The 16172-nt window shown below is 38.8% G+C and carries 11 protein-coding genes; 7 read left to right on the top strand and 4 right to left on the bottom strand.

Annotated elements, in window-relative coordinates; translation table 11 throughout:
• Positions 1–38 precede the first annotated feature (38 nt).
• The 4 genes from argC to BUC12_RS08520 all read left to right on the top strand — a co-directional run bounded on the left by argC (position 39) and on the right by BUC12_RS08520 (position 5065).
• Entirely contained in the window at positions 39–1004 is a 966-nt protein-coding gene (gene argC / locus BUC12_RS08535; protein WP_062182523.1) for an N-acetyl-gamma-glutamyl-phosphate reductase, read from the top strand.
• 35 nt (positions 1005–1039) lie between these two features.
• The gene (locus tag BUC12_RS08530) at positions 1040–2395 is read left to right on the top strand and encodes a MutS-related protein (protein ID WP_062182526.1); all 1356 of its coding nucleotides are present in this window, start codon (positions 1040–1042) and stop codon (positions 2393–2395) included.
• Positions 2396–2551: 156 nt separating this feature from the next.
• Entirely contained in the window at positions 2552–3673 is a 1122-nt protein-coding gene (locus tag BUC12_RS08525; protein WP_062182529.1) for an aspartate aminotransferase family protein, read from the top strand.
• A 102-nt stretch (positions 3674–3775) separates the two neighbouring features.
• Positions 3776–5065: a solute carrier family 23 protein gene (locus tag BUC12_RS08520; protein WP_062182532.1), complete on the top strand. Its 1290-nt coding sequence runs from the start codon at positions 3776–3778 to the stop codon at positions 5063–5065.
• 3 nt (positions 5066–5068) lie between these two features.
• Here the strand turns inward: BUC12_RS08520 and BUC12_RS08515 are convergent, their stop codons facing one another.
• On the bottom strand, positions 5069–5425 hold the full coding sequence (locus BUC12_RS08515; RefSeq protein ID WP_062182534.1) for a cupin domain-containing protein: 357 nt from the start codon (positions 5423–5425) through the stop codon (positions 5069–5071).
• 147 nt (positions 5426–5572) lie between these two features.
• On the opposite strand from BUC12_RS08515, the gene BUC12_RS08510 reads away from it, so the two are divergent.
• Together BUC12_RS08510 and purL are read left to right on the top strand one after the other, a co-directional pair.
• Positions 5573–5893, top strand: a complete 321-nt coding sequence (locus BUC12_RS08510) for a hypothetical protein (RefSeq protein ID WP_062182537.1) — start codon at positions 5573–5575, stop codon at positions 5891–5893.
• 154 nt (positions 5894–6047) lie between these two features.
• A complete protein-coding gene (gene purL, locus BUC12_RS08505; protein WP_062182540.1) occupies positions 6048–9731 on the top strand; it encodes a phosphoribosylformylglycinamidine synthase in 3684 nt (1227 codons plus the stop codon).
• Positions 9732–9806: 75 nt separating this feature from the next.
• On the opposite strand, the gene BUC12_RS08500 is transcribed toward purL, so the two are convergent.
• From BUC12_RS08500 to BUC12_RS08490, 3 genes are all read right to left on the bottom strand, one after another.
• Positions 9807–11159: a DUF4026 domain-containing protein gene (locus BUC12_RS08500; RefSeq protein WP_062182543.1), complete on the bottom strand. Its 1353-nt coding sequence runs from the start codon at positions 11157–11159 to the stop codon at positions 9807–9809.
• 98 nt (positions 11160–11257) lie between these two features.
• A complete protein-coding gene (locus BUC12_RS08495; RefSeq protein ID WP_062182546.1) occupies positions 11258–12286 on the bottom strand; it encodes a 2-oxoacid:ferredoxin oxidoreductase subunit beta in 1029 nt (342 codons plus the stop codon).
• Positions 12287–12289: 3 nt separating this feature from the next.
• Entirely contained in the window at positions 12290–14137 is a 1848-nt protein-coding gene (locus tag BUC12_RS08490; RefSeq protein WP_062182549.1) for a 2-oxoacid:acceptor oxidoreductase subunit alpha, read from the bottom strand.
• A 264-nt stretch (positions 14138–14401) separates the two neighbouring features.
• Between BUC12_RS08490 and BUC12_RS08485 the strand changes: the two genes are divergently transcribed.
• Positions 14402–16171: a S41 family peptidase gene (locus BUC12_RS08485; protein WP_062182552.1), complete on the top strand. Its 1770-nt coding sequence runs from the start codon at positions 14402–14404 to the stop codon at positions 16169–16171.
• Position 16172 lies beyond the last annotated feature (1 nt).

Raw genomic sequence — 16172 nt, 5'->3', positions numbered from 1 at the left:
ACTCCGTGAAACTCTGTGTTTAAAAACAATAAGTTATAATGATAAAAGCAGGAATAATAGGAGGAGCCGGATACACTGCCGGAGAGTTGATACGAATACTTATCAATCATCCGCAGGTAGAGCTTGTGTTTGTAAACAGTACCAGTAATGCCGGAAATAAACTAACCGATGTACATGGCGGTTTACTGGGTGAAACAGATATGTCGTTTACCGACCAATTGCCATACAATACAATAGATGTACTCTTTTTCTGTACAGCACATGGTGATACAAAAAAGTTTCTGGAAGCAAATACCGTTCCTTCGGATTTAAAAATAATCGATTTATCCACTGATTACAGGAAAGAATCATCCGAACATGATTTTGTATACGGACTACCTGAACTGAATAAAGAGCAAATAAAAAGAGCGAAACATATAGCTAATCCCGGATGCTTTGCCACAGCTATACAATTGGCATTGTTACCGTTAGCAAAGGATCAGGTGTTAACCGAAGTGCATGTAAATGCCATAACAGGTTCGACCGGAGCGGGAGTAAAACCCGGGGCGACCTCTCATTTCAGTTGGAGAGAGAATAACATTTCGGTATACAAGGCTTTTGAGCATCAGCATTTGGCTGAAATCAGACAATCTTTGACACATTTACAAAATAATTTTACAGAAGATATTAACTTTATACCTGTTCGGGGGAATTTTACCAGAGGCATATTTGCTTCGATCTATCTGAAATACGATGGCTCGGTAGAAGACGCCGAAAAACTCTATCAGGAATTTTACAAAGACAGTCCGTTTGTGATCGTCACTGATAAGAATCCCGATTTGAAACAAGTTGTTAATACAAATAAGTGTGTGCTCCATGTCGAAAAGCATGGCAATAAGCTACTTATACTATCCTGTATCGATAATCTGGTAAAAGGTGCATCGGGACAGGCTATACACAATATGAACCTGATGTTCGGGCTGAATGAGAAAGAAGGATTGGGGCTGAAAGCTTCTGCTTTCTGACAACATTAGTTCTGCATCTATAAAATTAAACGCTTATGGCATTCGAGGTAGATAATCAGACTAAAAGGGACTTGGATATATTTGCTGTTAATCAAGATAGCAAGTCTATATTCGGGTTGTTCAACTTTACAACTTGTAAAGGGGGAGAGAATAAGTTGTATCACTTCTTGTCGGAACCTTTGACCGACCTCGATGCTATACGGGGACGTAGCGAAGCTATCGCATTCTTTCAACAGCATGGGTTTACCGACCTTGATATAGATATGGATACGCTTAGCTTTGCCGAATATTACCAGAAACACAGGGAGTATTCGCTCAGGCGTCCGACAAAACTGTGGCGTCCTCTTAATAATCAGTTATTAAACAAATTACGGTCGAGCGAAAATTATTTTGTTGTAGAAAAGGGCGTTAAGTCTATCATCAAGATATTACAACGTTTGTATAAATTTTGTCATTTATTAGATGAGAAGTCTTCGGGAACACTTCCCTCGCTCTTTCAAAAGCGTAATAAGAGGATTCTTGAGATTCTGGAAATTCAGGAGATGAAAGTATTACTGGATATGATCGATATAAGACCCTTTGATGTAGCCGAGTATAACTATATATTCCGGTATGCGCAACAACGGAACCTGCAATATATGTTCGATTTGATTTACGAATACGACGCTTATTTGTCGGTGGCAAAAGCTGCATCCGAATACGGATTCTGCTATCCCGAAGTATTACCCAAAACAGAAAATAGGCTGAAAGCGGAAGGAATTTTCCATCCTTTTGTAGAGAATGCTATCAATAATGATATTCAATTTGATACAAACTCTAATCTGCTGTTTGTTACAGGGCCTAATATGGCAGGTAAATCTACTTTTCTGAAAGCTCTGGGAGTATCGGTATATCTGGCACATGCGGGATTTCCGGTACCTGCAAAAAACTTTAGTATGAGCCTTGTTTCGGGTCTATGTACTACTATAAATATTTCGGATAATCTTCAATCGGGTTACAGCCATTTCTATGCAGAAGTACTCAGAGTAAAACATGTTGCAGAACGGCTGAAAGTAAACAGCAATATGATGGTTATTTTCGACGAACTGTTCAGGGGTACTAATGTAAAGGATGCTTATGACGGAACACTGGCTATTGTATCGGCTTTTGCCCGTATCAAGAGTTCTTTCTTTGTCATATCAACCCATATTGTAGAAGCAGCCGAAGAGTTGAAAGTAAACAGTAACATCAACTTCAGATGTTTTGATATTCGTGAAGAAAACGGTCACCCGGTATATACATACAAATTGAAAGATGGTATATCTACGGATAGATTAGGTATGTATATCATTCGAAAAGAGGGTGTTGTAGAGATGATTAATGAAGTGTTATTGAATAATAATACAGAATAATTTTATCTATACAGAAAGCTTAAAACAAGAAAAAAAATAATATAAAAACGTGTTACTTTTGTCACCTTTGTCACTTTTAAGAAGATAAAATATTTAATAGCAGATATTTATAAGGTGACAAAAAAGTGACAGAAAGTATACAAAAAATAAACAGACATGAAACTTTTTGATGTATTTCCGCTATTCGATTTGAATATAGTAAAAGGCGAAGGTTGCTATGTATATGACGATAAAGGCAACAAGTATTTGGATTTATACGGCGGTCATGCAGTTATCTCGGTAGGACATACCCATCCGTATTATGTAGAAAAAGTGACTGATCAGTTGAATAAGCTCGGATTTTATTCCAATTCGGTTATCAATAAACTGCAAGTAGAACTGGCCGGTAAATTGGGAGAGCAATGCGGATATCCCGATTATCATCTGTTTCTTATCAACTCGGGAGCCGAAGCCAATGAAAATGCGATCAAACTGGCATCTTTCCATAACGGGCGCCGCAAAGTTCTCGCATTCAAAAAAGCCTTTCACGGTCGTACATCTGTAACCGTTGCTGTTACTGATATACCTGCATATAGCGCTCCTGTAAACCGGACAGACTATACGACCTTTGTTCCATTCAATGATATTGAAGCAGTAAAAAAAGAACTTGAAACTAAAGAATATTCTTCTGTAATAATCGAAGGTATCCAGGGTGTTGCAGGAATACATGTTCCAGATGATAACTTTTTGAAACAACTTCGTGATATTTGTACAGAGACAGGTACTATATTGATCCTTGACGAAATACAATCAGGATATGGGCGTACAGGTAAATTCTTTGCACACCAATACGCAGGTATTCAAGCCGATTTGATAACTGTGGCAAAAGGTATTGCCAATGGTTTTCCAATGGCCGGCGTTTTGATTAATCCTATGTTTAAGGCTGTTTACGGACAGCTGGGAACTACTTTTGGTGGTAACCATTTAGGTTGTGCTGCTGCTATTGCGGTTCTCGATATCTTCAAAAAAGAGAATCTGATAGAGAATGCAAAAACAATAGGTGATTATTTGATAACAGAGCTGAAGAAGCTTCCTAAAGTAAAAGAGGTTAGAGGGCGTGGGCTTATTATCGGTATCGAATTTGATGAACCGATCAAAGAAAAAAGATCTAAGCTTTTGTTTGAAGATAAAATATTCACAGGAGCTACCGGTACAAATGTTTTCCGTTTGTTGCCTCCATTATGCCTGACAAAAGAGCAGGCTGATGAATTCCTTATTAAATTTAAACAGATATTATAATGTGAAAAAGCGCCTCGTCGGGGTGCTTTTTTTATGTGTAAATATGTTACTTTTGTCACCGAAAAAATAACCTCCTAATAATAACCATTTAAAAACATCTTCATGAGTTCACCAAACAAAATAGTATTGGGCATAAATGAAAAACCAAAACCTCTTCAATGGCTGTTGCTTAGTATACAACATCTCTTTGCAATGTTCGGTTCTACAGTACTGGTTCCTGCATTAACAGGTATGAGTCCGGCCGTGGCTCTTGTATCCAGTGGATTGGGTACATTGGCATTCATTCTGGTTACACGGGGCAAAGTTCCATCTTACTTAGGTTCGTCATTTGCCTTTATAAACCCGATTATAGCCACAAAAGCATTCGATGGTTTTGCTGGTATCATGATGGGTAGCTTTATGGTTGGTTTGGTGTATGCCATTGTTGCTCTTGTAATTTCTAAAACGGGAACACGCTGGCTGATGAAGTTGCTCCCTCCGATTGTTGTAGGACCTGTAATTATGGTAATAGGATTAGGTTTATCGGCTGTAGCTGTTGGGATGGTTACAAATCACGATGGGGGATACGACATTACTTATGTGTTGGTTGGTCTGGTCACATTACTGATAACTATAATATTTGCAATATTTACACGGGGATTTTTAAGTGTTGTTCCTGTACTTATGGGTATAATCGGAGGATATATATTTGCTGTGATCATGGGTATTGTAGATCTTCAAGCGGTTATAGATGCTCCATGGTTTCAGGTTCCGCCATTCCAGATACCATTTGTCGACTTTGCCCCGCATTTCACATGGAAAGTCTTTCTGCTGATGGTTCCGGTAGCCATAGTTCCTATTGCCGAGCATATCGGGCATCAGTTGGTATTGAGTAAAGTAGTAGAAAAAGACCTGCTTGCCGATCCCGGATTACATAGTTCGATGTTTGGCGATGGTGTAGCTTCCGTTATTGCAGCTTGCATCGGAGGGCCACCTAATACTACTTATGGTGAAAATATAGGTGTACTGGCTATTACCAAAGCATTTAGTATATATTTATTTATAGGAGCAGCTATCTTTGCTATCCTGTTTGGTTTTTGCGGAAAAATAGCAGCCTTGTTATCATCCATACCAACTCCGGTAATGGGAGGAGTTTCGATACTTCTATTTGGTATTATAGCATCCAGTGGATTGCGTATGCTTGTCGAAAATAAGATCGATTTTGCGCTTAAACGCAACCTGATTATAGCATCCGTGATTCTGGTTATTGGAATCGGTGGTGCTGCTATACATATAGGAAGCCATTTTTCGCTCGAAGGTATGGCTCTGGCTTCTATTATCGGTATTGTCTTGAATCAAATATTACCAGGTAAAGAAGTTGTGGACTTTAAGGATATGTTTGCCGAGAAGTAAAACTCATTTATTTATTGTCGCATAAAAGTCTTCTCTTATAGGATTAAACGTGTCGATGATAATTCCTGCTTCAAGACAAACTACTCCATGCTCGATATTGGGTTCGGCAACAAATCCGTCTCCGGCCTCAAGTATTTGGGTTTCGTTACCGATTGTAACCTCAAATTTGCCGGAGTCAATATAAGCTGTTTGCACATGAGGATGAGAATGTGTATAACCGATAGCTCCTTTTTCGAAAAAGACTTTTACTGTCATTATATCATTAGTATAGCCGATAAATTGGCGGGTAACACCTTTATCAACAACATATACAGGTTCGCAGCTACTAATAAAGAAAGGTCTACTTAGTATCTTATTCATAATGATTAGAAAGTTTGATTATAAAAACAAAGGTCGTTCTTTTTTAGATATTATCTTCGGTAAAAATCTAAATATTTGTAAATAGTTAAACTATATAGATATAATCTGCGTTATTTAAAACAGAACTTATATAAAGGAAAGAACGTTATGGAAAACTTACTTAAGAAACTACAAGAAGAAGCTGGATTATCGGAAGAACAAGCAGTAAAGTCTTTGAAAGTTGTAAAAGATTTTATGGACAAGGAAGGTATTGAAATAGACTGGGAGAAATTCTTCAAAGGAAAATATACTGACCTGAAAGGACAAGCTAAATCTCTTTTCGATACCTTATCGCATAAGGCTCGCGAATATTCAGATATTATTGAAGATAAAGTTGAAGACCTGACTATTCAAGCAAAGCGTACAGCCCGCGATTTATCACAGAAAGCAAGTGAGATTCTGGATGATGATAAAAAGAAAAAAGAATAGTGAAATATAACAAAAATGAAAGGTCGGTAATGGAATGTTACGGACCTTTTTCTTTTTAATACCAAAATATCGGATTTAGGTTTTATTCGTAATATTCTTTTCACTAACTTTGATCACAGATTTACATAACATGATAAATATCTTAATCTAACGTATGGTCTCTTTCTTTCTTAATTCAGCAAAAAACATAATAGCAGTTCAGACTTTGTCGGCGATTGATCCTGCCGATATATCTAAATTAAGGTGGTTGTTTGGAGAAGCCGACCCGGTTGAGTCCTCGAGAAAAGAAGGGCACTTTGTCGGGCCTCGTAAAGAAATGATTACTCCCTGGAGTACAAATGCCGTTGAAATCACTCAAAATATGGGTATCACCGGCATTATTCGTATAGAAGAGTTCTTTGCCGCAGATAAAGATTCGTCTTTCGACCCCATGCTACAGCAAAGGTATGATGGCTTGGAGCAGGATTTATTTACTATAAACAAGACACCTGACCCTATTCTCGAAATAGATGATATAGCTGCATATAATGTACAGGAAGGTCTTGCCCTAAGTAATGAAGAAATTGATTATCTGAATAATCTGAGCCTAAAACTCAACAGGAAATTAACCGACAGTGAGGTTTTCGGCTTTTCACAGGTCAATTCGGAGCACTGCCGTCATAAAATATTCAATGGAACATTCATTATTGATGGGGAAGAGAAAGAAAGTACACTTTTTCAGTTGATTAAGAAAACAGCTAATACCAATCTGAATAAACTGGTATCGGCTTACAAAGATAATGTTGCCTTTAACGATGGTCCCGAAATAGAACAATTTGCTCCGGCAAGTGGCGATAAACCAGACTATTTCCGAACCAAACAAATAAAGTCGGTTATTTCATTAAAAGCCGAAACTCATAATTTCCCAACTACAGTTGAACCGTTTAATGGTGCTGCTACCGGAACAGGTGGCGAAATCCGTGACCGGTTGGGTGGGGGAAAGGGTTCTCTCCCCATTGCCGGAACAGCTGTTTATATGACTTCTTATCCGAGAACCAAAGCCGGGCGCGAGTGGGAAGAAACTATGCCCGAAAGGGATTGGTTATATCAAACTCCGGAAGAGATTCTGATCAAGGCTTCTAATGGTGCTTCTGATTTTGGTAACAAATTCGGGCAACCTCTGATATGTGGATCAGTACTTACTTTAGAGCATTTTGAAAATGGTAAAAAATTCGCTTATGATAAAGTGATAATGCTAGCCGGAGGCGTAGGATTTGCCAACAAGAGAGATGCTATAAAGAATGAACCCGAACCCGGAGAAAAAGTCGTACTATTAGGTGGTGACAATTATCGCATAGGAATGGGTGGCGGTGCTGTATCATCTGTCGATACCGGACAATATTCAAGCGGTATTGAGTTGAATGCAGTACAGCGAGCCAATCCTGAAATGCAGAAACGTGTTTCGAATGTTATCCGTACTTTATCAGAAGGCGATAGTAACCCTATTGTTTCAATTCACGATCATGGTGCCGGCGGGCACTTAAACTGTCTTTCAGAGCTGGTTGAATATACAGGAGGTAAAATTGACGTTTCTCAATTACCCGTAGGCGATCCGACACTTTCATCCAAAGAGATCGTAGGAAACGAAAGTCAGGAACGTATGGGAATGCTCGTTCCATCTGAAACGATTGAGAAAATAAAGAATATTGCCGAGCGTGAACGTTCTCCTATGTATGTTGTAGGCGAAACTACCAATGATATGAAGTTTGTTTTTGAACAAGCTGATGGAAAACGCCCTATTGATCTTAGTTTGGAGGATTTCTTTGGGAAGGCTCCGAAAACTATAATGACAGATAACACTGTTGAAGAGTATTATTCGAATCCGGACTATAAACTGATCAGTGTAAAGAAACATATAACCAATGTTCTCCAACTGGAGTCTGTTGCCTGCAAAGATTGGTTAACAAACAAGGTAGACCGTTCTGTAACAGGTAAAGTAGCCCGTCAGCAATGTCAGGGTGAAATACAGTTACCATTGAGTGATTTAGGGGCAGTAGCTTTAGATTACAGAGGAAGAGCAGGTATCGCTACGTCAATTGGGCATGCACCTCAGGTAGCAATGATAGATCCGGAAGCCGGATCGGTAATGGCAATAGCCGAATCTTTAACTAATCTCGTTTTCGCACCTCTTGCCGAAGGGCTTAAAAGTGTTTCGCTAAGTGCAAACTGGATGTGGCCTTGTAGAAATCCGGGAGAAGATGCCCGCTTATATAGTGCTGTTGAAGCCTGTTCAGCGTTTGCCTGTGATTTAGGAATCAATATTCCTACGGGTAAAGACTCTTTGTCGATGACTCAAAAATATGGGGATGAGAAGGTATATGCTCCGGGTACCGTTATTATATCGGCTGCCGCAGAAGTAAAGAATATCCGCAAAATTGTATCTCCTGTACTAGCTTACATAAAAGGTACTTACCTGTACTACATAGACTTTTCTTTTGATACATTCAAACTGGGAGGCTCTGCTTTGGCACAAACCATGAGCAAGTTAGGAGAAGAAGTTCCGACGGTAAGGGATCCCGAATATTTTAAGAATGCATTTGCTTGTGTTCAGGAACTTATAGATAGAGGACTTGTTCTTGCCGGACACGATATTTCTGCCGGAGGTATGGTTACAACTATGCTCGAGATGTGCTTTGCCAATCCTCAGGGAGGTTTAGAAGCTCGTTTAGACAAACTTCACAATGCAGATGTTGTAAAAGTGTTGTTCTCTGAAAATCCGGGGGTACTGATTCAGGTAAAACATCATCACCTGGTAGAAAAAATCCTCGATGATTATGGTATCGGGTATGCAATAATAGCACGTCCTACAGAGACCCGTAAGATAACTATTCAGAAAGGAGATTTCTATGAAGAATTCGATATCGACGAATTACGTGATGTCTGGTACGAATCGTCCTATCTGTTGGATAGAAAACAAAGCGGAGAAGAATGTGCCAGAGCACGTTTCGAAAATTATAAGAATCAGCCTTTGCAATTTCATATCAATCCGTCATTCAATGGACGTTTCTCTAATTTGGGGATAACACCTAACCGGGAAGGACGATCGGGAGTCAGAGCGGCCATTATCAGAGAGAAAGGTACGAATGGTGAACGTGAAATGGCTTATACATTGTATCTCGCCGGATTTGATGTGAAAGATGTGCATATGACAGACCTGGCATCTGGGAGAGAGACTTTGGAAGACATCAACCTGATTGTCTTTTGTGGAGGTTTCTCCAATTCGGATGTATTAGGCTCTGCAAAAGGTTGGGCTGGTAGCTTTATGTTCAATGAAAAAGCAAAAACAGCCTTGAAAAACTTTTATGACCGTACTGATACGCTAAGTTTAGGTGTATGTAACGGATGCCAGCTTATGATGGAATTAGGACTCGTATTTCCTAATCGTATACAGAAACCTAATATGCACCATAATATATCGCATAAATTTGAATCAACATTCCTTAGTGTTGAAATACCTCAGAACAATTCGGTTATGTTCAGTTCACTATCAGGTAGTAAACTAGGAGTTTGGGTTGCCCATGGTGAAGGACGCTTTGTATTGCCGGAAGAAGAATCGGCTTACAATATTGTCGGAAAATACATATATGACACTTATCCGGGAAATCCTAATGGCTCTGATTATAATACTGCAGCTGTTTGTTCCGAAGATGGGCGCCATTTGGCAATAATGCCACATCCCGAGAGAGCTATATTCCCATGGCAGTGTGCACATTATCCATTTGAAAATCGCAGAGATGACGTAACCCCTTGGATGGAAGCATTTATAAATGCCCATAAGTGGATTGAGCAAAATGCTTAAACGAATTAAACTAAATAGAAATAAAAAAGACACTGATTTTCAGTGTCTTTTTTATCTTATCGATTGATGTCAATATTATTTAAAACCTAACTCGTAAATAGTATCTGTAGTATAGGTGTTTTCGGGTCCGTAAATAATCCAATCAGTAAGCAGATCAGTTGAGTAAGTTTTCACATCACCTTCATTCAGGTTTGAAATCCAGTAAGGCTGATTGAGTAATCTTCCTGTAATCTTATTACCATCAATAGATAGCACATCATACCAAAGATGTTCTTTTTCGCTGGCAGAGGCATCTTCATTATCCACATCTAAACCCAGTTTTACAAGAAAACGCCACGGTGAATTATTTTCGTCTGTTTTCTTAGAACCAAATAACTTGCTGAAGAATGATTTTTTCTCTTCTTTAGGTGCATGTTTGCTGAATAATTCGGCAAAGAAACTAAATCTTTCTTTAGCTAAACAGCTCATTCTGAATGTTTCCTCATTCGAAATGTAGTAAATAGGATTTTCGGCGAGGGTTGGACCATATATTTCGGGCGACATCATATTTCCCTCTTGTACGGCATATAATACGCCTACCGGTTCTGCATGAATATCACCTTCATCTTTCCGGTCATTAAAGCCACCTAAGGCATCAGGTGCAAAATCATTCAGAGCTTCTTCCCAACGCAACCAACAAAGATCGATACCCATACCATCGTATCCGATCATAAAACGTTCTTTTTCTTTTATCGGGGATGTTAAGAATCTCTTGGCAACCATGTTCAACATAGTGTTCATCTCTTCTGCACTCTGCGTTATGTCAACTATTTCCAATTCTACTGTTCCACAACGATGCAAACCGTGTGTGTGCAGCCAGTAATGGCGGATATTACTGGCATCATCGTTATATACAGCATGGATAGTATACAGATAATCGGGCGAAGGCGGAATATCTGATTTTGCAGTCATAGACAGCCATTGTGCCGACAATAACTTGAATGACATAAAGTCTATACATAAACAGGCATCAGGTACCACAGCATTCATCACTTTCAGTTGCAGATGGAATGACTCCAAAGCATTATCCCCGAAATACATAGATGTTCCTAGGAAATATGTTTGCTGAGTCGCTGTTTCCATAGACTTATCATCTATATTATTTCCGAAGCGGTATTCTTCAAGATGTAAATTAGAGATCAAGTCCCAGTAAAGAGCTACATCAAAGGTTTCATCACCATATTCTATCCGGGCATTAAAAGCAGCCTCTCCCAGAAAATTTTCCAATGGAGAGAATTCCAGTAATTTAAAATCTTTACAATTGGATAATGCCTTTTCTATGAGTTCAGCATCAAATGTAAAACCTTTCTCAGAAGGAATGATAGCCATTCCTGAAGGTAATGCCTGCTTTTCTTCAGTCAGAGATTCGTATTTTTCTTTGTTTGTCATAAAAATAGAGTTGTTATTCTAGATACAAAGATAAAAAACACAGGAATATGACAAATATATTCCTGTGTAAATACCTTTTTTATGTAAAATCTGAACTATTACTTAACTTCCCATATCTCTCCTTGCATCAACAGGTCATTCAGTGACCGGATCGGAGTTTTAGATTGCACATCTTCTATCTGTTGTTCAACTTCCTGATCATAGCATAAGCTATCAACATTACGTATGACGCCGATAGCCAAAGGAAAACCGTCTTTGGGATCCATTAATCCAAGTTTCAGGTGTAATGTATTGTCAACAGTAGTAGCGTCATGTACTAATACGTCTTCTAAAGTATAACCATCTTGCCCGATTGTAACCATCTTGAGACTAAATCCATCCCGAACGATTCCCTTATCCATATTGGTTCCGAAAACCATTTTTTCGCCTTGTTTCAATAGGATAGTGCGATCATCGCGATATGCTTTATCTACAATCTCTTTATGAATATCGTCGTTGAATATGACACAATTCTGTAAAATTTCTACAACAGAAGTTCCTTTATGCTTTTCAGCATCTGCGAATATTACTGATGTATTTTTAATATCGACATCAATACAACGTGCAAAGAAAGTTCCCCGTGCACCTAAAGCTAATTCAATAGGGCGAAAAGGGTCTTCAACTGTACCATAAGGCGAAGATTTAGAAACGAATCCCCGGTCGCAGGTAGGAGAGTACTGCCCTTTTGTCAATCCATATATCTTATTGTTCAGTAGTAGAATATTTATATCTACATTACGCCGTACCGCATGAATAAAGTGATTTCCTCCAATAGCTAAACTATCTCCATCGCCTGTTGCCAACCAGACAGACAATTCGGGTTTTGCCACTTTTACACCTGTCGCAACAGCTGCTCCACGACCATGTATTGTATGAAATCCATAGGTATTCATATAATAGGGTAAACGTGACGAACAACCTATCCCGGATATTACTGCTACCTGATGTGGTTCGAGTTGCAATGCTACCATCGCTTTATGTAAACAGCTTAATACTGCATGGTCGCCACATCCCGGGCACCAACGCACATACTGATCGCTTTTATAGTCTTTTATTTCGTGAGAAACTTTTTTCAATACTGTTTCCATTTTTTAGCCCTCAATTTCTTTAGTGAAAAAATCTGTGAGTTCACTCACTGTAAATGGCTGTCCATTTACGACATTGTATTTAACTATCGGCAAATTAGAAAATTGCTCTGACAAATATCCTGCGAATTGTCCGTTATTTTGTTCAGCCACAATAATCTTCTTATATTTTCTTAAAATATCCCCGGTATTTTTAGGAAGCGGGCTTATAAATGTAAAATGAGTAAATGCCACTTTCTTCGATCCTCTGTTCATTAATTCCACTGCTTCACGTAAGTGCCCGTATGTACCTCCCCAGCCAATAATTAATGTATCAGCCGATTCTTCACCCAAAACTGTTTGTTCAGGAATAAAGTTAGCAATACGCGCTATTTTTTCTTTGCGGGTATCGACCATTTTCTGGTGATTATCCGGATCCGTAGAAATAGCTCCGGTTTTGTAATCACGTTCCAGTCCCCCAATCCGGTGAGTGTATCCTTCGGTTCCGGCAGCAGCCCAATAGCGGGCAAATGTACTTTCATCACGGGTTGCAACGTTCCAATCAGAACCGCTATATTGATCTATTGTATGAGGTATTATCTGTGGATAGTTTTTCAAATTTGGAATTTTCCAAGCCGAAGCCCCGTTCGCTATATAACTATCAGTTAATAATATTACAGGAGTAATATGCTCCAGGGCTAACTTAGATGCCCAATAAGCCGAATCAAAACAATTGGTTGGGCTTGATGCTGCTATTACAACGATAGGGCTTTCTCCATTACGTCCATATAATGCTTGTCTTAGATCGGTTTGTTCTGTTTTTGTTGGCAGTCCGGTAGAAGGTCCTCCCCGTTGTACATCCACAACAACTAATGGTAGTTCGGCCATGACAGCCAATCCTATAGCTTCTCCCTTTAATGCTAATCCCGGACCGGATGTGGTTGTAACAGCTAAATCTCCGGCAAAACTGGCACCGATAGCAGTACAAACTCCGGCAATTTCGTCTTCGGCCTGAATTACTTTAACTCCCAGATCTTTACGTTTTACCAATTCATGCAGAATATCTGTGGCAGGTGTTATAGGGTAAGATCCTAAGAATAATTGGAGTCCCGATTTTTCGGCTGCTGCAATCAATCCATATGCTGTAGCAGTATTACCGTTCACATCCATATAGAATCCTTTCTCCATATTCAGAGATTCTATACGATATGATGTTACTGTCATATCTCGGTTTTGCCCATAATTATATCCATTAGCTAATACAGTCAGGTTTGCTTGAGCCAATATTGGTTTCTTTGAAAACTTATTCGAAAGCATCTCATTTACCACATCGATAGGCCTGTTGAAAAGCCAGCAAACCAACCCTAATGCAAACATATTTTTACATCTGATTTTGCTTTTCATATCCAGGTCAAAATCAGATAAGCTCTCTTTCGTTAAGGTAGAAATAGGTACGGCAACTATTTGTTGTGTAGTGAGTGATAACTCAACAAAAGGAGCCTCTGTTTTAAAATCAGCTTTCTCCAGATCCCTTTTAGCAAAAGAGTCTGTGTCAATTATAATTACAGAGTTAGGTTTCAAATGTTTGGCATTTACTTTCAATGCAGCCGGATTCATGGCTATTAGAACATCGGATTTACCTCCTGAATTATAAACACTCTTTCCGACCTGCATTTGATAGCCCGAAACACCGCTTAATGTTCCTTGAGGTGCCCTGATTTCGGCTGGAAAGTCCGGGAATGTTGCTATCTGGTTTCCGAGTATAGCAGATAGACTGGAGAATAATGTACCGGAAAGTTGCATACCATCGCCCGAGTCGCCTGAGAAACGTATTACAATATCCTGTACATCTTTGATTTGTACCTGATCTGACATGAGTTTTTTATTTAAGAAAGTAATTGTATACAAAGAAAACAAACACCGTTTAAATGGACAAGTATTTTCGCAACATTATACAATTATTACTAATTAAAAACTTTTAGATAACAGTCTTTGTTTTTAAATACATAATAACTAAAAAGCGTCTTTCAATTGTAAAAAAAATTGTTACTTTGCCCCGTCTTTGTTAAATTTACAGGATATCACTAACACTCAATAATAATAGATAGAAGAAGAATAACAGATTAACATATAAATTAAATGAAAAAAGGACTTAGTATTCTTGTTTGTGCAAGTTTCTTATTCGCAGGGGCGGTGCAAGCTCAGGACAAAGAAAAAGAAGATGAAAACAAACGCTACTTCGAGATAAATAAAAACATTGAGATTTTCAATTCGGTGGTTAAACAGCTCGATATGTTTTATGTAGATACTTTGGATGTACAAAAAACTGTACAATCGGGAATCGTAAATATGTTGGCCGGACTGGACCCTTATACCGACTATATGACCGAAGAACAAGTTTCGGACTTCAATGTACTTACTACAGGTGAGTATGCAGGAGTAGGAGCGATCATCTCATACCGGAACATTGATGGTAGGGATATGGTTGTTATTGTAGAACCATATGAAGGTATGCCTGCTGCTAAAAGCGGACTAAAGGTGGGAGATATTATCTTAGCTGTAGATGGTGTAGATATGACCAGTGCAGATAAGGTTGCCGGAGAGTTATATGGTAAAACACTATCCAATAAAGTCACCAGCCATCTGAAAGGGCAGGCAGGTACCGAAATCACAGTGAAAATAGAAAGACCCGGAGTTAAGAAACCTTTTGACGTGAAACTTATCCGTGAAAACATACAAATATCATCCGTACCTTACTACGGAATGCTGGAGAATAATGTGGGATATATTATTCTCACCGGATTTACCGATAAATGCGCTCAGGATGTAAAAAAAGCATTCCTTGAGTTGAAGGGAAAAGGTGCAACATCCATGATTCTCGATTTACGTGGTAATGGAGGCGGTATTATGGAAGAAGCGATACAGATAGTTAATCTATTCGTTCCAAAAGGTGAGATGGTATTAAGTACTAAAGGGAAGATGAAACAATGGGACCGTACCTATCGTACAACACTAGACCCTATAGATACAACTATGCCATTAGCTGTTATGGTAGACAGAGGCTCGGCTTCGGCTGCTGAAATCGTATCAGGAGCATTGCAGGATTTGGATCGTGCCGTTATTATCGGACAACGTACTTTTGGAAAAGGTTTGGTGCAAGCTCCGCGCGAATTACCTTATGGTGGAAGCCTGAAAGTAACAACTTCAAAATATTATATTCCCAGTGGGCGCTGTATTCAGGCCATCGATTATACCCATCGTAACGAAGATGGTAGTGTAGGGCGTATTCCTGATAGTTTGACTACAGTATTTAAGACAGCAATAGGTCGCGAAGTCAGAGATGGTGGAGGTGTTACTCCTGATATAAAACTTGAAGTAGAAAAAACACCAAGTATCACTTATTATCTCTTAAACCAATACATTATCAACGATTGGGTAACCGAGTGGGCTTTGAAAAATAATAAAATAGCTCCAATCGAATCTTTTGGAATAACAGATGAAGACTATAACAGTTTCAAAGAATTTGTAAAATCGAAAAAAGATTTCAAATATGATGGTTTGAGTGAAAAGCGCTTAAAAGCCCTGAAAGAGGTAATGGATTTTGAAGGATATTCACAAACTGCTGACGATGAATACAAAGCGCTGGAGGCTAAATTAGTTCCTGACCTAGATCGGGATTTGAATAACTTCAAAGAAACAATAGAGAAACTGATCAATATGGAGATAGCCAAACGCTATTATTTCCAGAAAGGAGAACATATAGAACAGTTGAAATATGATAAAGACCTGAAAGAGGTAATTACTCTTTTAAATGATCAACCAAAGTATAAGGAGATATTTACTCCCGGCCGAAAAATAGTTGATTTAGCATCAAAAACCGGTTCAGAAGAAGAATTTGGTATTGAATAAA

The organism is Indolivaga macrotermitis, assembly GCF_900128985.1.
Classification (GTDB): Bacteria; Bacteroidota; Bacteroidia; order Bacteroidales; family Dysgonomonadaceae; genus Dysgonomonas_A; species Dysgonomonas_A macrotermitis.
Note: the sequence above shows the minus strand (reverse complement) of the source record. Positions and strands in the feature narration are given on the sequence as shown.